Origin of the sequence: Polaromonas sp., from assembly GCF_030689685.1 — a bacterium.
Classification (GTDB): domain Bacteria; phylum Pseudomonadota; class Gammaproteobacteria; order Burkholderiales; family Burkholderiaceae_C; genus Polaromonas.
The window spans coordinates 16804-35410 of record NZ_JAUYEY010000068.1; the positions used below are offsets into that span (position 1 = coordinate 16804).

An 18607-nucleotide genomic window follows, 5' to 3' on the forward strand; every position below is an offset into this window, starting at 1 on the left:
TCAGGTGTCTTTCGATATCTTGATGGTCGGGAATTTGGCGGAAAAATCTTTCGCCTTGGCCGCAATGGTGATGGCCACCTGGCGCGCTACCGCCTTGTAAATACCGGCCACCTCACCATCAGGGTCAGCCACCACGGTGGGCCGGCCGTTGTCGGCCTGCAGGCGGATCTGCATGTCCAGCGGCAGCGCGCCCAGGTAAGGCATGTTGTAGTCGGCCGCCATCTTCTTGCCGCCGTCTTCACCAAAGATATGTTCGGTATGGCCGCAGTTGCTGCACACATGGACAGCCATGTTTTCGACAATGCCCAGAATCGGCACACCCACTTTTTCGAACATCTTGATGCCCTTTTTCGCATCGAGCAGCGCAATGTCCTGCGGCGTGGTGACAATCACCGCGCCGGTCATGGGCACACGCTGGCTCAGCGTCAGCTGGATGTCGCCGGTGCCGGGCGGCATGTCCACGATCAGGTAGTCCAGATCGCGCCAGTTGGTCTGGCGCAGCAACTGCTCCAGCGCCTGTGTCGCCATCGGGCCGCGCCAGATCATGGCCTCGTCCTGCGCCACCAGAAAACCAATCGACATCACCTGAATGCCGTAGTTCTCCATCGGCTCCATGTTTTTGCCATCCACACTTTCAGGCCGGCCTTCAATGCCCATCATCATCGGCTGGCTGGGGCCGTAAATGTCGGCATCCAGCAGGCCCACACTGGCGCCCTCGGCCGCCAGCGCCAGAGCCAGATTCACGGCGGTGGTGCTTTTGCCCACGCCGCCCTTGCCGGAAGCCACAGCCACAATGTTTTTCACGTTGGGCAGCAACTGCACGCCGCGCTGCACGCTGTGGCTGGCGATCTTGAAGCTCACGTTGACCGATACATTGCCCACACCGGCCACACCTTTGACCGCTGCAATCAGCAGCTTGCGGATGCCCGCGAGCTGGCTTTTGGCCGGGTAACCGAGCTCCACGTCAAACGAGACGTCGTCGCCAGCGATATGCAGGTTTTTCAGGGCTTTGGTGCTGACAAAGTCCTGGCCCGTGTTGGGGTCTAAAACCAGCTGAAGCGCAGTCAAAATATTTTCGTTTGTGGGCATGAGAAGGTCGGTATGAGGGGAAACTCGGAGGCGATCTGGGACTTAAGCGTAGCAAGCGGACAGTCTACCGGAGCCGTCTATCGGCTTTGTGAATTGATGCAATTATATCGATTGATATAATTGCATGAATTGATACAGTAAATACCACACAGGAGTTGCACCATGCTGCGTGAAGCCACCGCCATGACCGTACGCCAAACTTTGGGCGAATTGCTCAACGGCGTGCAGTACCGCCACGACAACATCGTCATCACCAAAGCGGGCAAGCCAGTCGCGGCCTTGGTTGACATGGCCACGTTTGAGCGAATGCGTCGCCAGAATGATGGCGAGTTTGAGCGCGCTTGGGCACAAATTGCCAAAGGGTTCGAGGACTTGAGTGAGGAAGAAGTTGAAAAACTAGCCGCCCAAGCATTGGAAGAAGCGCGCGATGAAATAGGCCAGCAAGCAAAGACCACCTCTTCAGCGTCTTCGCTCCCAAGCGCCAAAAAATGAGGCTGGTGATTGACAGCAACTTGATTTTCTCAAGCGTACTCAAGCCAAGCTCCGTACCCGGTGCCGTACTGGGCGCATGGCGTGCGGGACACTTTGACTGGGTATGTTGCGAGATTCAGCTTTCCGAATTGAGGGCTGCGCTCACACGCCCCTATCTGATTTCAAGAATAGCCCAAGGCGTCGAACCCGTCGAGAAATTGCTCCATGAAATGCGCGAGTCCTGTCACTGGAAAGCGCTTCTCGCGCCGTTGCCGGCCGTTTGTCGCGATCCCCGAGACGATTATCTTTTTGCGCTTTACGACCAAGGGCACGCCGATCTCATCATCTCAGGCGATAAAGATGTTTTAGCCTGCAAAAAAGACTACCCCGTATTGACCGCCCGCGAATTGATTGACCGACTATGACTCAAGAAAAAAGAAAACTTTTCGTCACCACCGCCCTGCCGTACGCCAACGGCAATTTCCACATCGGGCACATCATGGAGTACATCCAGGCCGACATCTGGGTGCGGTTTCAACGCATGCAGGTGAATGACGACGGGTCCCCCGTGGCGGTGAACTTCGTCTGTGCAGACGACGCGCACGGCGCGCCCATCATGATCGCCGCCGAAAAAGCCGGCAAAACCCCACAGCAGTTTGTGGCCGACATCGCCGCCGGCCGCAAGCCCTACCTGGATGGCTTTCACATCAGCTTTGACAACTGGCACTCGACCGATGCGCCGGAAAACCACGAACTGGCACGGCAGATCTACCGCGATTTGCGTGACAACCCGCACGGCTCGCTGATTGAGACCAAAAGCATTGAGCAGTTTTTTGATGCTGAAAAAAACATGTTTTTGCCGGATCGGTACATCTTGGGCACCTGCCCTAAGTGCGGCACCAAAGACCAGTACGGCGACAACTGCGAAAACTGCGGCGCGGTGTATGCGCCCACGGATCTGATCAATCCGTATTCGGCCTTGTCGGGCGCAACGCCCGTGCTCAAGAGTTCAGAGCACTTTTTCTTCAAACTGTCCGACCCGCGCTGTGTGGACTTTCTTGAAAAATGGACGCAGGACCCAGATGAGTCCGGCAAGCCTCGGCTGCAGCCCGAGGTGGCCAACAAGGTCAAGGAATGGTTCAGCGTTCGCACCAACCCTGACGGCAGCAAAAGCGAAGGCCTGGGCGACTGGGACATCAGCCGGGATGCGCCTTACTTTGGCATCGAGATCCCCGACGCACCAGGCAAGTATTTTTATGTGTGGCTGGACGCACCTGTCGGCTATCTGGCTTCGCTGAAGAACCTGCTCGAAAAGCGTGGTGAAAGTTATGACGATTACATGGCCAGCCCCGGGCTGGAGCAGTACCACTTCATCGGCAAGGACATCGTCACCTTCCACACCCTGTTCTGGCCGGCGATGCTGCATTTCAGCGGCCGCAAGACGCCCGACAACGTATTTGTACACGGCTTTTTGACCGTCAACAACGGCGAAAAAATGAGCAAAAGCCGCGGCACGGGGCTGGACCCGCTGAAGTACCTGAGCCTGGGCATGAACCCGGAATGGCTGCGCTACTACCTGGCAGCCAAGCTCAATGCACGCAATGAAGACATTGACTTCAACGCTGATGATTTCATGGCGCGGGTGAACAGCGACTTGATCGGCAAGTATGTGAATATTGCTTCACGTGCTGCGGGATTTGTCACGAAACATTTTTCTGGGCAAATCCTTCCTCAAACGGACGCCCAATTTGCCAAGAGTTCGACAAAGATGACCGTTGCACTTGCCGGACCGAATTCTGATTTCGAAAAAGAATTTGCTTATGCATTCGAGGCATTTCGAGGCTTGCCGGACGAAATCATGCTTACGACAATTAGATCCAATGCAGAGAATATTGCGCAGGATTACGAGCGACGAGAATTCGGCAAAGTCCTCCGGCGGATCATGGAGCTTTGCGATGTGGTGAATCAAAACTTTGATTCAAAAAAGCCTTGGATATTGGCCAAAGAAGATCGACTTGCGGATTTGAATGCAATTTGTGTATCAACGCTCAACGCATTCAAGCTAATTACTATTTATCTCAAGCCGGTACTGCCAGCATTGGCGGGAAAAGTCGAAGAAATTCTCAATTTACCAGTCCAGACTTGGGCATCAATCGACGAAAAGTTGCCGTGGGGTCACCGAATCGGAACTTACCAGCACCTGATGCAACGCGTCGACATCCAACAACTTGATGCATTGTTTGAGCCGCCTACCGCAGAGCCCTCACCCCAACCCACTCCCGGAGGGAGAGGGAGCGAACCGGGGGGCGAGGCCATCGCCCCCACCATCACGATTGACGACTTCGCCAAAATCGACCTGCGCATCGCGCTCATCGTGAATTGCGAAGCCGTCGAGGGTTCAACCAAGCTGCTGCGCCTGACACTGGATGTGGGCGAAGGAACCATGCGCAACGTCTTCAGCGGCATTGCCTCAGCCTACAAACCGGCCGACCTGATCGGCAAGCACACAGTCATGGTCGCCAACCTGGCACCGCGCAAGATGAAGTTTGGCGTCAGCGAAGGCATGGTGCTGGCCGCCAGCCATGCCGACGGGAAAACCCAACCGGGCATCTATGTGCTGGAGCCTTCGCTTGGTGCGACACCAGGGATGCGGGTGGCTTGACTGCCCCCGTAAGACGAAAGTAAGGAATTTTATTTCTCCTTACTTTTGGTGTAAACTTACATCCTTGCAACAAAGGAGAGCGTCATGTCCGCCATTCTCGAACTCGAAGCAACCATGACCAGCAAAGGGCAAATTACGGTGCCCGCCGCGTTGCGCACCAAACTTGGCCTGATCGAGGGCTCCAAAGTGAAATTCATTTACGACGGAAAACAGACCCGGCTGGAGGCGGAGTTGCCCGTGAGCGCGTATCGCGGAATCTTGCGCCACCTCGGGAATATTGATACGACGATTCCCAAAGAGCCTGATCGATTTTGATGAACGTCGTTGACTCTTCTGGTTGGATTGAGTACTTGGTAGACTCCGTTCGCGCTGACAACTTTGCCCCAGCGATAGAGCGGACCCATCAGTTGATCGTGCCGTCTCTATCGATTTTTGAAGTTCATCGTTTTCTCAGTCGCGCCACCGACGCATCACGGCGCGATGCATGTCTGGGCTTGATGCGCCGAGGCACCGTCGTTGACCTGACCGACGCCCGGGCCGTATCCGCATCCGAAGTAGCGCAAAGGCATGGTTTGGCCATGGCTGACGCAGTGATGTACAGCATTGCCCGCGAATTCGATGCCACCTTCTGGACACAGGATGCCGATTACCAGGGTCTTCCGGGCGTGCACTTTGAGGTCAAGCCGCCTCAGGGCTGAGCCCATTTGCAATAGCCCTCCTCAGGCCACGAAACGCAACGCTTTGCCCGGTCGCGCCGCCAGCTCGGTGACCACAGCTTCCAGCGCCTGCAGCAAAGCTGCCACATCCTGCGCCTGAAAAGGTGCAGCGGCAATGCCCAGCTTGAGCTGTAGCACAGCCCCCGGGGGTAACACATCGCTTGGGGCCAAGCCGCGCGCAATCAGCCGCTGGCCTATGCTCGAGATATCGTCCCGCTCCATCCGGCCCTGCAAAATCAGCACAAAATCGCCGTCGCGGTGTCGCGCCACGGTGTCGCCTTCCCTGACCACCTGGCTGATGCAGGCGCCCGCATGGACCAGCGCCATCTGCGCCACCTGCAAGCCGTATTCGGCCCGGATGTCATGGATATTGCCGATACGCACACGTATCACCACGCCGGCGCCGGGGTCGCGCTGCTGGTGCTCCAGCAAATGCGCCAGGCGCTGCAGCATGACCTGGTGGTTGGCCGCCCCCGTGAGCGGGTCGGCCGTGGCCATGGCGCCCACGCGAGCCATGGTTTGACGCTGCTCCCGGCTGCGCAGATACAGGGCGACCAGCAGCAGGGGAATCTCGACAGCGGCGCCCAACTGCGCGCCGTATTGCGTCAGAAAGGAAATAGGCAGCAGCTGCATGTTTCGCAAAATGGGAAACACCGCCCCGGCCAGCAGGGCCAGCATTCCCGCCAGCACCCACAGGCCCACGCGCGGAATGCGCCAGGCGTACCACAGCGCCGCACCCAGGTAGACGGCAAAACTGGCCAGGTAGTAGGGGCCGCTGATGGCAAAAAATGGATCGCGCCCCAGCAATAGAAAACCCAGCGCCAAGCCGACACCAGTGGCCGCCATGGCAAGCATGAGGCGGGTGGCCCAGCGGGCACCACGGTCAAGCACCAGTTGGCGCATGAAAAGGTGGCCCAGCGCAGCACCGGCCATCGGCAGCACATTCGATGCAACATCGTTCCACCACGGGTTACGCGGCCAAAAATACTCGCCGGCCAGACCGGTCAAGGACATCTGCCCGACGGCGATGACAGCGACATAAGCGGCGTAATAAGAATGAATCGAGTCGCGCCAGGTATAGGCGTTGACGACGCAAAGCAAGATCACCAGCCCCACTAGCCCCATGTAGGCACCCAGCAGCAAATGCCAGCGTTTGCTGGACTCCTGGAAGTCGCGCATGCTCCAGAGCGTCCAGCGCACATTGATGGGGTGACTGTGCTGCACCCGCAGGTAGGTGGGGCGCATCTCGTCGGGCTGCTGCACAAACTCAAAAGCCGGGTGCAGGTAGCGCAGCGGCCAGTCGGCCACCGCAATTGAATCCCCCGATTGTTCAACGCGCCAGCCGCCTGCGGCCAGCGGTCGGTAAAAATTCACCCGATTCATGCCGGGGTGCGGCAAGGCCAGCACCCGCAAGGTGGGCACATTCACGGCGGGCAAGGCGAGCTGGTACCACATGGACGACACGCCACCCGTCGGCATGATGCGGTCCACCTGGGTCGGCGAGGCTTCGCCGCGCTCGAAACGCTGTTGCACCTGATCGGGCGTCTGCTCGCCAGACACATCAATCAGGACCTGGGCCTCACCGTGCTGGCCAAACCATGGCTCGCCGGACTCCAGTTCACGATGTGCCGAGGCCAGCGAGCCACTCGCCAGCGCAAGCAGAAAAATACCCGGCAGAGCGCGCCATTGGCCCCACAAGGCGGGGCTTGCTCGCAAGCTACTCAAAAGCAAGGTCACACGGCGGATAAGAAGTAGCATTAAATCGGAGAGCAATCAGAGAGCAGAGAGCAGCCTTAAGATAACCACTCAAGGTGTTTTGGAATTTAGCTTGTGCATCCAAACCACACTGCACTTTAACAAGAGGCTTGTGGCCTGACCATCCCACAGGTAGAGGATGGCCGTGGTCGGTGATCTGGATTTTTTGATGAATTTACCCGCTTACCTCGCCCCTTTTCGTCCCCGCATCTTCTCCGCCCTGAAAGGCTACACGCGTGAGCGCTTCGGCAAGGACCTGGGCGCAGGCCTGACGGTCGGCATTGTGGCACTGCCGCTGGCCATGGCTTTTGCCATTGCCTCGGGCCTGTCGCCACAGGCCGGCATCTGGACGGCGATCATCGCGGGCGGGCTGATCTCCCTGCTGGGCGGCTCGGCGGTGCAGATCGGCGGACCGGCCGGCGCCTTCATCGTGATTGTCTACGGCATTGTCGAGCGCTACGGCCTGCCCAACCTGCTGATCTCTACCGCCTGCGCCGGCGTCATCCTGTTTTTGCTGGGCCTGCTCAAGATGGGCACGCTGGTGCGTTATGTGCCGGTCAGCATCGTGGTCGGGTTCACTAACGGCATCGCCGTGCTGATCGCGCTGTCGCAGCTCAAGGAGTTGCTGGGCCTGGAGATCGCCAGAATGCCAGCGGATTTTTTCTCGCAAATCAAGGCCATCAGCCTGCACATCGGCTCCTTCAACGCCTATGCGCTGGGCCTGGGCCTGGTGTGTTTTCTGGGATTAATCCTGTGGCCCAAGCTGTTCGCGCCACGCGATGCGGCCGGCAAGGGCCTGGCGGCGCGCCTGGTCAAAGTGGTGCAGGCGGTCGAAGGGGTGCAGCTACTGCGCGCCACCCGCGCCGCCTCGCGTGTGCCGGGCCCGATTGTGGCGCTGGTGACGCTAACGACGTTTGCCTTTTTTCTGAACCTGCCGGTCGAGACCATAGGCTCGCGTTTCGGCGGCATTCCGCGCGCCCTGCCGCCGTTTGCGCTGCCGGACTTTTCGTGGGACACGGTGCGCCTGCTGTTCGCGCCGACGCTGACGATTGCCATGCTGGGCGCGGTGGAGTCGCTGCTGTGCGCGCGTGTGGCCGACCAGCTTTCGGGCCTGCCCAAACACGACCCCAACCAGGAGCTGATGGCCCAGGGCGTGGCGAATTTTGTCGTGCCTTTTTTCGGCGGCATGCCAGCCACCGGCACGATTGCCCGCACCGTGACCAATGTGCGCTCCGGCGCCAGCTCACCCGTCGCGGGGCTGGTGCATGCGCTGATGCTGGTGGTGATTGTGCTGGTGGCCGCGCCGCTGGCGATGCATGTGCCGCTGGCGGTGCTGGCCGGCATGCTGCTCTACGTGGCCTGGAACATGGGCGAATGGCACGAGTTTGCGCTGATGCGCCAGTACAGCAGCCATTACCGCCTGCTGATGTTGGGCACTTTTTTTCTCACGGTGGTGTTCGACCTCACGGTGGCGCTGCAGGTCGGGCTGTTGCTGGCCTGCGTGCTGTTTGTTCGGCGCATGAGCAGCCTGTTCCAGGTGGTGGAGACAGCGCGCAGCGACGACTCCATTTGCTTCCAGCTCTACGGCTCGCTGTTTTTCGGCGCGGTCGCCAAGATCGACCCCATCCTGTCGGCGGTCGAAAGTGCGCCGCGCGGCCTGCTGGTGCGCCTAGATGCGCAGTCGCTGCAGTCGCTGGATGCGTCGGGACTCGATGTGCTGGGGCAGTTGCACAAGGCCATCGTGCTGCGTGAGGGCAAGCTGGTGATCTCCGGCCTGAACGCCCAGCCGCGCCACGTGATGGAGCGCTCAGGCTTTCTGGCCAAAATCGAGGAAGCCTGAAACGCTATCAATAGCATAGCTACTTTCCCTTGTCTGTAAAGGGCTGGAGGGCTATTTGGCTCGTTTTTTTAACAGGCGTCAGGTCACATTGCCGTTGACGCCCGGCTGGCTTTCGTCGGGCACCGAACCAGTCCGTAACACCCTCAGGTCGCTGTCAAACTCGACCCGAAAAATCCGCGGCGTGTTCGGCCCGTCGCTATAGCGCCACTCGTAATGGGTCTCGCGCTTGAGGGCCATCGGCGTGATTTTCATCGGCTTGCCGAGCATTTTGCGCACCTGCTCCATGGGCATGCCGGGCAGCACCAGCGCAAAGTTCTGCGGCGTGAGCACTTGACGCAGGGCGCTCATCTTTCCGTCGGCGGCGATGGTGATCATGTAGTTGACCTGGCCCTGGGGTTGGCGGTTGTACTCCAGCGTGCGGGCGCCGGGCTGGGCCGCCGCGCCGGGAAACGGGTTGCCAGCCAGGTCGGCGGCGCTCCAGATCTTTTCGGGCTCGCCGAACTTCGTGCGGACATCGGCCTCGGTGGCCACGCCCTCCTCGAGTTCCGCAATGCGCTGGGGGTCGCAGCCCACCAGGCCCAGCAGGGCCGACAACAGTCCCATGATGAGGAGCCACCTTGTGATAAGCGGGGCTGCCAGCGCCGCTTTCCCCCGGAAAGCAAAGAAAGACAGGTGCATGGCGGTCCCCGGTAAAATCAGCCAACTTCAGCTTCAGGCAGTTTAATCCCATGTCCATCTTCGCCCGGCCGCACTACACCTCGGAAGTCACCAACTTCATCGAAGAACTCAAGGCCAACAAGCCCACGCTGGAGGCCGAGCAGCGCCAGGGGCGCGCCATCTGGTGGGACAAGAAGCTGGACCTCTCCGAGCAGGCCGACTACCTGGACGCCGCCGTTCCGCAGCAGCCCTATGTCTACGGCACCAGCGGCCACCCGAACAGCAAGTAGGCTGGAATTAATGGTCAAAAAGGCCTCCAGCCCATGCTGGGCGGGCGTCGATAGCTATTTTTTTCATAGCGACTGAGCCCCAGCCGCGTCCGCCATGACCAGCATCACCGAACTGCCACCCTCCCCGTCCGAGCCGGGCCAGCCCGCCGGCGTACTGGCGCTGCCTGGGATGCCAGGCGTGATCGACCAGGTGGCGCTGGCCAAACTGTATGGCGAGCCGCTGTTTGCGATGCCGCAGGATTTGTACATCCCGCCGGACGCGCTGCAGGTCTTCCTGGAAGCCTTCGAAGGCCCGCTGGATTTGCTGCTCTACCTGATTCGCAAGCAGAACTTCAACATTCTCGACATCCCGATGGCGGCGGTGACGCGCCAGTACCTGGTGTATGTGGACGAGATCCGCAGCACCAACCTGGAGCTGGCCGCTGAATACCTGTTGATGGCGGCGATGCTGATTGAAATCAAGTCGCGCATGCTGCTGCCGCCGAAAAAAGTGGCCAGTGGCCAGGAAGCGGAAGACCCGCGCGCCGAGCTGGTGCGCCGCCTGCTGGAGTACGAGCAGATCAAGCTGGCCGCGCACAAGCTCAATGAGATTCCGCAGTACGGCCGCGACTTTCTGCGCGCCCAGGTCTACGTGGAGCAGGCGCTGCAGCCGCGTTTCCCGGATGTCACCGTGGTCGATCTGCAGGAAGCCTGGCAGGGCATCGCCCGCCGCGCGCGGCTGGTGCAGCACCATGTGATCTCCAGAGAAGAACTCTCGGTGCGCGAACACATGAGCATCGTGCTGCGCAAGCTGCAAGGGCAGAAGTTTGTCGAGTTTGAAGCGCTGTTTGACCCCACCCGCGGCATGCCGGTACTGGTGGTCACCTTCATCGCGCTGCTGGAGCTGTCCAAGGAAGGCCTGGTCGACGTGACCCAGGCCGAGGCCTATGCGCCTATCTACGTGCGCCTGGCCTACACAACTGCCTGATCTTGCGGCGTGCCGACGGCGCGACCCACAATGGACCGTCCGTCGCGTCCTGCGGTTGGTTGATGCGATGCTCGCAGCGAATTACGAACGTAAAATCTGATGAATTATCACATTTATCATAATTACTGATCAGTAACGAAATTGTGATTTTAGTAATTCAACCACCGATGGAAAGCTCATTGTCCTACAGCGTTTTACATTAGTTACAGACATGATGGGCTTGAACTTCAGGTGAACCATCATGACCCCGCAAAGACCCCGACAGATCTTCCCCAGCTCCTGCCTCGCGTCACCCACCCCCCGCGACCGTGAGAAAAATCGCAGTCCCCTTCCCACCGTTCTCGCAAGAGGAGTGCTCCCTTTTGCGCTGCTGGCACTGAGCCAACACGCCTTTGCCCAGCAGCTCCCCGGCGCCGGCAGTCAGATTCAGCAACTCCCGCCAGCGCCGGCCCCACAGAAAGTACCGCCTGAAATCCGCATCGAACGGGGAAGCGCGCCCGCCACCTCGGCAGCCGATGAGGCCAAAATCCTGGTTCGCAGCCTGCGCGTCACCGGTGCAAAGGCCTATACCGAAGCCGAGCTCATTGCGATCACGGGCTTCACGCCAGGGACCGAACTCACGCTCACCGACCTGCGCGGCATGGCGTCGAAGATCACGACGCACTATGCCAAGAACGGCTATTTCGTGGCCCGGGCCTACCTGCCCGCGCAACAAATAGCGGACGACACCGTCACCATCGAAGTCAGCGAAGGTCAATACGGCAAGATCATCCTGCGCAACCAGAGCACGCTTTCCGACAATCAGGCCTACCGACTGCTTGACGGCCTGAACAGCGGCGACCCCATCACCAATGACCCGCTGGAGAGCCGCCTGTTGCTGCTCTCGGACACGCCGGGCGTGAATGTCAAATCGACGCTGGTCCCGGGCGCTACGCCGGGTACTTCCGACCTCATTGTGGACCTCACGCCGGGCAAACGCGTGAGCGGCAGCATCGACTTCGACAACGCCGGCAACCGCTATACCGGGGAATACCGCCTCGGCGCGACCGTCAACCTCAACAATCCGCTGGGGCTGGGCGACCAGGCCAGCGTGCGCGCCGTCACTTCCGGTTCGGGGCTCAACTACGGTCGTGCGTCCTATCAGGTGCCGTTCGGCAAAACCACCGTGGGCGTCGCTTACAGCCGGCTGGAGTATGAGCTGGGCGAGGAATTCGAGTCCCTGCAGGCCAACGGCACGGCAGAGATTGCCAGCATCTACGCCATCCGTCCGCTGATCCGCTCGCGCAACACCAACCTGTACGGCCAGCTCACGTATGAAGCCCGGACTTTCCAGGACAGGATCGACAACACCATCCCGCGATCAGTCACCGACAAGAAAGCGGACGTGTTGATGGCCAGTCTTTATGGCAACCACCGCGACAATCTGGGCGGCGGCGGGATCAGCGCTTATTCGCTGACCTGGTCGATCGGCAACCTCGACATACAAACGCCGTCTGCGCTGGCTGCGGATGCGCTGAGCGCCCGCACCAACGGTTCCTACAACAAGCTCGCCTTCACCGCCACGCGGCTGCAGCGCGTCACCGACCTCGTGTCGCTTTATGGGTCCATCAGCGGGCAGGTCGCCTCGAAAAACCTCGATTCCTCGGAGAAGATGGACTTGGGCGGCATGACCGGTGTGCGCGCCTATCCCCAAGGTGAAGCCTCCGGCGACCAGGGCTACCTGGTCAACCTCGAAGCCAGACTGCTGCTGGGCAAGCTTTCTGACCGCGTTCCAGGCCAGGTGCACCTGATTGGTTTCGTCGACGGCGGCAGCGTCACCATTCACAAAAACCCCTGGTTCACCGGGAACAACCACAGAAACCTGGGCGCTTACGGCGTGGGTGCGAGTTGGGGTGAACCCGGCAACTTCCTGGTGAGGACGTATTACGCCCGCAAGCTCGGCAACGAGCCGGCGCTTTCAGCCCCCGACAAGTCAGGCCGGTTCTGGATCCAGGCCATCAAGTATTTCTGACATTTGCCCGCATCCGCGCCAATCCGACAGCACACAAGGACTCCCCATGAACCGCATTCACCAATCCATCTGGAACGACAGCTCAGGCGCCTTCGTCGCCGTGTCTGAAAACGCAGGCGGCGCAGGCAAGAAAAAATCCTCGTCCACGACGGGACGGCCCAGCGCCGCGAGCTTCGCTGTCAAGGCCCTGTCAGCCTGCCTGATGCTCGGCTTGGGCGCCTCTGCCTACGCCTTGCCTACAGGCGGCGTGGTGGCAGTCGGCGGCGCCAGCATCACCAGCGGCGCGTCCACCACGACCATCACGCAGTCCACCGCCAACACGGTGATCAACTGGCAAAGCTTCGGCATTGCCGCCGGCCAGACGGTGCAGTTTGTGCAACCCGGCAGCACGTCGGTGGCACTGAACCGGGTCTTGGGCGCCGATCCGTCCAGCATCATGGGCAACCTCTCGGCCAACGGCAGGGTCTTTCTGCTCAACCCGAACGGCGTCCTGTTTGGCAGCGGCGCCCAGGTCAATGTCGGCGGGCTCGTCGCGTCCACCATGAGTCTTAGCGATGCCAGGTTCATGGCCGGCGACTATGCCTTCACCGACGCGGGCAACGGCTCGGTTGTCAACCAGGGCAACATCACCGCGGCCGGCGGCGGCTACGTGGCCCTGATGGGCAAAACGGTCAGTAACCAGGGCGTCATTTCCGCCAGACTGGGGTCGGTGGCGCTTGCCGCCGGCAATGCCGTGACCATGGACGTGGCCGGCGACGGCCTGCTCAATATGTCGGTGGCTCAAGGTGCTGTCAACGCGCTGGTTGAAAACGGCGGTCTGATTCGCGCCGATGGCGGCCGCGTGCTGCTGACGGCCCAGGCGGCTGGCAACCTGCTGCAAACCACGGTCAACAACACCGGTGTGATCCAGGCGCAGACCATTGGAAACCGCAACGGCACCATCCTGCTCCTGGGCGACATGCAGAGCGGCACCATGAACGTCGGCGGCACGCTGGATGCCAGCGCACCGAATGGCGGAAATGGCGGTTTTATTGAAACCTCGGCGGCCAACGTCAGAATCCGCGACGACGTGCGCGTCACCACCGCCGCGCCGCAGGGCCTGATGGGCACATGGCTGATCGACCCGCAGGACTTCATCATCGGCCCCGGCGGCAACATTTCCGGCGCCACGCTGTCAGGCCAGCTAGTCACCAACAACATCACCATCACCACGGCACCCGGACCCGGCAACGGCGATATTTTCGTCAACGAAGCGGTCAGCTGGACGGCCAGCGGAACCCCCACAACCCTGACCCTGAACGCCGACCGCGACGTGATCATCAATGCGGCCGTAACGGCCGTTGATGGCAACTTTGTCGTGTGTTGCGGCCGCGATATCAATGTGAATGCGGCCATCTCAACGACGCGCGGAAGCGTTTTGTTGGCCGCAGGCCGCAACGTGAATCAGAGCGCGGCCATCACGGTCACCGACGGCAATCTCATGATGTGCGCGGCCAACGATGTCAACGTCAACGCCAAGATCACCCTGACCCGGGGCACCAGCATTCCTTCGCGAAGCCTGGGCCTGCCACTCGGCCTGACTCTGACCGCCGATACGGACGGGACCGGACCGGGCGTTGCCGGCGGCACCGTGAACATGAATGTCACTGGCGCCAACCGCCCGAGCATCACGGGGCCCAATGCACCGGTCACCATCAACTACAACCCGGTCTCGTACGCGGCGCCTACAGATTACTTGCCAAGTTTCATCCTGGTTGACAGCGCGCTGACACAGCGCATGCTGGTTTTTCCCGAAGTCACCAAGAACTTCGACGGTACAACCACGGCGGTCCTCACCTCCCTGAAGGGTGCCCCGGCCGGCGTGAGCTTGATTGCCGGCTCCGGCGCCACCGCCAATTTCGACAATGCGACCGCAGGAACGAACAAGACAGTCACCTTTACCGGCTATACCCTCGGCGGCGCAAATGCCAGCCAATTCGCCCTCGCGACCAATTGCTGTGGAACCATTGTCCAGAAAACAACCGGAACCATCAGGCCGGCGATCGTCCCGGCGGTTATCCCGGGGGCCGTCAGGGCTGGTTCCATCTTGAACCCGGATGGCAGTATTACGGAACTTCCTTATGTAGAGCTAGCCATGCCGGCGCTCTTCACTTTGGCGTCGTATCGGTCCGGGTTGATGCCAACCTACATGTCTGACGCTGGCGATGTCTTTTTCGTCACCAAGGAAGAAGAGGTGGTAGCGCCCACGGTCATACCGTTCAAACCGCCGCCTCCACCCTATGTCGCGCCGCAGTATGCGCCCAAACCAGCGCGTAACTGATACACATGCTGCCAGCGCCCTGCCTTGTAGCGATGATGCAGCAGTCGTCAGCGTCACGCCCCGCCTCTGGTCACAGGCCTGGCGCCATGCGCGGGGTGCTGGCGTTGGTGATGGCAGGTTTTGTACTGCCAATGGCATGGGCCGGCGGAAATTCCAGTCCGACTACTCATCCACCGCCCATTTCAGCAGCACCATCTAGCCCAAGCGCGGTTGCCTCCGGCAGCCGTGCCCGGCAAGCCAGCTTCGGCCAGGAGAAAGCTTCTCCCCAGGCACTACACGTCGCCAACTGGGTGGTTGCCTCCGCCGACAACCAGGGCATGCCCTTCATGATCATCGACAAGGTGCGCGCCAGGGTTATGATGTTTGATGCTGGTGGCCAATTGCAAGGCGCAGCGCCTGCGCTGCTCGGCCTGGCGCGTGGGGACGACTCTGCGCCCGGCATCGGTGACCGCAAAATGTCCGCTATCCTCCCCGAGGAGCGCACGACAGCCGCAGGACGTTTCGTCGCGTCTCTGGACCGGGACGTGCATGGTCAGGAATTCCTCTGGATTGATTACAGTACAGCCCTCTCGCTGCACCGGGTCGTCAAGGGCAAACCCAGCGAACAGCGTGCGCAACGCCTGAACAGCGCAACACCCCGGGACAACCGCATCTCCTACGGCTGCGTCAATGTACCGGTAAAGTTTTACGAAACGCTGGTCAGCCCGGCCTTCACCGGCACCAATGGCATCGTGTACATCCTGCCTGAAACGCGCGCAGCACAAGATGTTTTCGGATCCTATGACCTTGATGACGCAGCAAGGCGACCGGCACCTGTAGTACTTGCTGCGGTACCCACCGTCCCGCTTCTGGTGCAACAGCCTGGCCGGTGAGGTGAGCACAGACCATGCCTCGCCAAAGGCACGCTGGCCGACGGCGCTAGCGGCTGGGTCCAGGGCGGCATTGCCGCCGTGCTGGCGCAAGGCGATGCAGGCGCTATCAAATCAGGAGCTGCTTACGCCCGCCACATAAGGGCTGCAGGCCAAAATGACGCACAAACTACTCAGCTCAGTGCGGGCGATACGCCTTTATTGCTCCCTCGCCCTTTGGGAGAGGGTTGGGGTGAGGGCCAGCGGTCTATAAAAATCTGCTGTCTTTCGCATCGCTCGCAGCCCCCATCCCAGCCTTCCCCCAAAGGCGGGAAGGAGTGAAACGGGAAACAGCGCTGTTCAAGCGACAGTAGTTACCACAAACTTCGCTACCCGACTGGGACGAGAGCCAGGTGACCGATGCCGACGAACAGGTGGTGATCGCCCACAACTGGGACGAGCTGCGCCGCCTGATGTGGAACTACGTGGGCATAGTCCGCACCAACAAGCGCCTGGAGCGCGCGGCGCACCGCATCGCGCTGCTGCAGTCGGAAATCGGCGAGTTTTATGCCAACTTCCGGGTCACACGGGATCTGCTGGAGCTGCGCAACCTGGTGCAGGTGGCCGAATTGATCGTGCGTTCAGCGCAATCGCGCCATGAGAGCCGGGGCCTGCATTTCAGCCGGGACTATCCGCAGACCGATGCGGTGGCTTTGCCCACGGTGCTGGTGCCAACGTCGGTTCGCCGGGACGACGTTGCAGCGTTTGTTCAGGCGTCTCGAGTCTAAGCTGCGCCAATGCCGGAAATCATTCCCCCCACAGACTGACCAGCCTTTAAAGCCGCAGTAAACGCCAACATCCGGTCAATCGGCAGTCGCGCGCGCAGACCCAGCGCCGGGTCCACCTGCACTTCGGGGCTCATGGTTTGCAACGCCTGCGCCAGGCCCGCCAAGCCGTTCATCGCCATCCACGGGCAATGCGCGCAGCTCTTGCAAGTGGCGCTTTCGCCAGCAGTGGGCGCTTCAATAAAAATCTTGCCGGGGTTGAGTGTGCGCAGCTTGTGCATCATGCCGTTGTCGGTGGCCACTATGAATTGCTGCGCATCCATCTCGCGCGCTGCTTTCAGAATGCCCGAAGTCGAACCCACCGCGTCGGCCAGTGCGATCACGTCGGCCGGCGATTCGGGATGCACCAGCACTTTTGCTCTCGGGTGGTCCTTCATCAGCGCCCCGAGTTCAAAGGCTTTGAACTCATCGTGCACGATGCAGCTGCCGCTCCACATCAGCATGTCGGCGCCGGTCTCAACCTGGATATAGCTGCCCAGGTGTTTGTCCGGCGCCCACAGGATTTTCTGGCCCTGGTCTTTCAGCGCCCGCACAATGTCCAGTGCGCAGCTGGAGGTCACCAGCCAGTCGGCACGCGCCTTCACGGCGGCGCTGGTATTGGCGTAGACCACCACGGTGCGATCCGGGTGAGCGTCGCAAAACGCGCTGAATTCGTCGACGGGGCAACCCAGGTCCAGCGAGCAGGTCGCATCGAGGTCGGGCATCAGCACGCGTTTGCCGGGCGAGAGAATCTTCGCGGTTTCGCCCATGAAACGCACGCCCGAAACCACCAGCGTGGTCGCTGCATGATCCCGGCCGAAACGCGCCATCTCCAGCGAATCACTGACCAGCCCGCCGGTTTCCTCGGCGAGGTCCTGCAAGTCCGGGTGCACGTAGTAATGCGACACCATGACCGCGTTGCGCTCTTTGAGCAGGCGGCGGATCTGGTCCTTGAGCGCCGCACGCTCGCCGGGCGGCGGCTCCACCGGCACCCGCGCCCAGGCGTGGCGGGTTGGGCAGGCCGGCTGTTCAAAGTCGATCCGGACCAGGGAATGAACAGGGGTTTGCACCTTACTCATCGCTGATGTCACAGTTGCTGAAAACGCATGGAAAAATCAACCGCTTTGATGTCTTTGGTCAGGGCGCCAATCGAGATGCGGTCCACCCCGGTGGCGGCAATGCCGGCCACCGTGTCCAGCCCGACGCCGCCCGAGACTTCCAGAATCGCTCGGCCCGCCGTGATGCGCACCGCTTCACGCAGCTGGGCCAGGTCCATGTTGTCCAGCAGAATCATTTTTGCACCGGCATCGAGCGCCTCCTGCAACTGGGCCAAGGTTTCGACTTCGATCTCGACAAAAACCGCCTGGCTTGCCACCTGGGCGGCGCGCTGCAAAACCGCTGCAATGCCGCTGGCGGCCGCAATGTGATTTTCCTTGATCAGCACGGCGTCGTAGAGACCGATGCGGTGGTTGCTGCCGCCGCCGCAGCGCACCGCGTACTTTTGCGCCAGCCGCAGGCCGGGCAGGGTTTTGCGGGTGTCGATAATTTTGGCGCGGTTGCCCGGCACGGCTTGCACCGCCTGCACATAGGCCGCAGTTTGCGAGGCAACGGCACTGAGCAACTGCAGAAAATTGAGCAAGGTGCGCTCGGCACTGAGCAGCGCGCGCGACTGTCCGGTGATCTCGACAATGCCCTGGTTGGCACTACAGCGCTGGCCATCAGCCACATGCCAGACCAGGCGGGCCTGCGGGTCCAGCCGCAACATGGCTGCTTCCACCCAGGGCCGGCCGCAAATCACGGCCGCCTCGCGCGCAAGTATCCGGGCGTGGCTGCGCGCTTCAGGGTCAACCAGGCCAGCGGTGAGGTCACCCGTGCCGATGTCTTCATCCAGTGCACGGCTGGCATCGGCCAGGGCCAGCGCAGCTACGCTGGCAGCAGAAAAATCAAATACGGCATTCATTCATCGGTTCCGGGGAAATGAGGGAGGGCTTGCAAGCCGGCAAGCATAGCGGCTTCGCGGCAAGCACACGGGTTAGCACACTACCGGCATGGCGACGACAGAGGCGCCACAGTTTGTCTGGCCGCCGCTTGCCCGTCCATCTGCATGGATGTAAAAATGCACAAAACTCCGCTCAAATTATGATCGTCACTTTCGCA

The 18607-nt window shown here is 60.7% G+C and carries 16 protein-coding genes and 1 pseudogene; 12 read left to right on the forward strand and 5 right to left on the reverse strand.

All coding sequences use genetic code 11. The features are described from left to right. Window positions 1-1089: an iron-sulfur cluster carrier protein ApbC gene (apbC, locus tag Q8O29_RS15870; protein ID WP_305564506.1), complete on the reverse strand. Its 1089-nt coding sequence runs from the start codon at window positions 1087-1089 to the stop codon at window positions 1-3. A 162-nt stretch (window positions 1090-1251) separates the two neighbouring features. Here apbC and Q8O29_RS15875 point away from each other — a divergent pair, with 162 nt between their 5' ends. From Q8O29_RS15875 to Q8O29_RS15895, 5 genes are all read left to right on the forward strand, one after another. Next, a complete protein-coding gene (locus Q8O29_RS15875) occupies window positions 1252-1581 on the forward strand; it encodes a type II toxin-antitoxin system prevent-host-death family antitoxin (RefSeq protein ID WP_305564508.1) in 330 nt (109 codons plus the stop codon). A gap of 5 nt (window positions 1582-1586) precedes the next feature. Continuing rightward, the gene (locus Q8O29_RS15880; protein ID WP_305564510.1) at window positions 1587-1985 is read left to right on the forward strand and encodes a putative toxin-antitoxin system toxin component, PIN family; all 399 of its coding nucleotides are present in this window, start codon (window positions 1587-1589) and stop codon (window positions 1983-1985) included. Next, complete coding sequence (gene metG, locus Q8O29_RS15885; protein WP_305564512.1) at window positions 1982-4222, forward strand: methionine--tRNA ligase; 2241 nt, start codon at window positions 1982-1984, stop codon at window positions 4220-4222. Before Q8O29_RS15880 ends, metG begins: the two co-directional genes overlap by 4 nt. Before the next feature lie 84 nt (window positions 4223-4306). Then, window positions 4307-4537: an AbrB/MazE/SpoVT family DNA-binding domain-containing protein gene (locus Q8O29_RS15890; protein WP_305564514.1), complete on the forward strand. Its 231-nt coding sequence runs from the start codon at window positions 4307-4309 to the stop codon at window positions 4535-4537. Further along, entirely contained in the window at window positions 4537-4920 is a 384-nt protein-coding gene (locus tag Q8O29_RS15895; protein ID WP_305564516.1) for a type II toxin-antitoxin system VapC family toxin, read from the forward strand. The genes Q8O29_RS15890 and Q8O29_RS15895 overlap by 1 nt, the downstream gene beginning before the upstream one ends. A 21-nt stretch (window positions 4921-4941) precedes the next feature. On the opposite strand, the gene Q8O29_RS15900 is transcribed toward Q8O29_RS15895, so the two are convergent. Further along, window positions 4942-6654: a 7TM diverse intracellular signaling domain-containing protein gene (locus tag Q8O29_RS15900; protein ID WP_305564518.1), complete on the reverse strand. Its 1713-nt coding sequence runs from the start codon at window positions 6652-6654 to the stop codon at window positions 4942-4944. Between the two features lie 208 nt (window positions 6655-6862). On the opposite strand from Q8O29_RS15900, the gene Q8O29_RS15905 reads away from it, so the two are divergent. Next, window positions 6863-8533: a SulP family inorganic anion transporter gene (locus tag Q8O29_RS15905; protein WP_305564520.1), complete on the forward strand. Its 1671-nt coding sequence runs from the start codon at window positions 6863-6865 to the stop codon at window positions 8531-8533. A 78-nt stretch (window positions 8534-8611) separates the two neighbouring features. On the opposite strand, the gene bamE is transcribed toward Q8O29_RS15905, so the two are convergent. Beyond that, window positions 8612-9136, reverse strand: a complete 525-nt coding sequence (gene bamE, locus Q8O29_RS15910) for an outer membrane protein assembly factor BamE (protein WP_305564522.1) — start codon at window positions 9134-9136, stop codon at window positions 8612-8614. 125 nt (window positions 9137-9261) lie between these two features. On the opposite strand from bamE, the gene Q8O29_RS15915 reads away from it, so the two are divergent. The 6 genes and pseudogenes from Q8O29_RS15915 to Q8O29_RS15940 form a co-directional block, all read left to right on the forward strand. Further along, a complete protein-coding gene (locus tag Q8O29_RS15915) occupies window positions 9262-9480 on the forward strand; it encodes a DUF3460 family protein (RefSeq protein WP_305564524.1) in 219 nt (72 codons plus the stop codon). A 94-nt stretch (window positions 9481-9574) separates the two neighbouring features. Further along, a complete protein-coding gene (locus Q8O29_RS15920) occupies window positions 9575-10447 on the forward strand; it encodes a ScpA family protein (protein ID WP_371134257.1) in 873 nt (290 codons plus the stop codon). A gap of 352 nt (window positions 10448-10799) precedes the next feature. Further along, complete coding sequence (locus Q8O29_RS15925; protein ID WP_305564526.1) at window positions 10800-12458, forward strand: ShlB/FhaC/HecB family hemolysin secretion/activation protein; 1659 nt, start codon at window positions 10800-10802, stop codon at window positions 12456-12458. A gap of 46 nt (window positions 12459-12504) precedes the next feature. Then, a complete protein-coding gene (locus Q8O29_RS15930; protein ID WP_305564528.1) occupies window positions 12505-14778 on the forward strand; it encodes a filamentous hemagglutinin N-terminal domain-containing protein in 2274 nt (757 codons plus the stop codon). A gap of 326 nt (window positions 14779-15104) precedes the next feature. Then, window positions 15105-15650, forward strand: a complete 546-nt coding sequence (locus Q8O29_RS15935; RefSeq protein ID WP_305564530.1) for a L,D-transpeptidase — start codon at window positions 15105-15107, stop codon at window positions 15648-15650. Window positions 15651-16012: 362 nt separating this feature from the next. Beyond that, window positions 16013-16414, forward strand: a pseudogene (locus tag Q8O29_RS15940) (hypothetical protein); the annotation flags it as partial. Here the strand turns inward: Q8O29_RS15940 and nadA are convergent. Beyond that, window positions 16411-17529, reverse strand: a complete 1119-nt coding sequence (nadA, locus tag Q8O29_RS15945) for a quinolinate synthase NadA (protein ID WP_371134258.1) — start codon at window positions 17527-17529, stop codon at window positions 16411-16413. The pseudogene Q8O29_RS15940 and the gene nadA overlap by 4 nt on opposite strands. A gap of 8 nt (window positions 17530-17537) precedes the next feature. Continuing rightward, window positions 17538-18410: a carboxylating nicotinate-nucleotide diphosphorylase gene (gene nadC, locus Q8O29_RS15950; RefSeq protein ID WP_305564533.1), complete on the reverse strand. Its 873-nt coding sequence runs from the start codon at window positions 18408-18410 to the stop codon at window positions 17538-17540. Window positions 18411-18607: the final 197 nt, after the last annotated feature.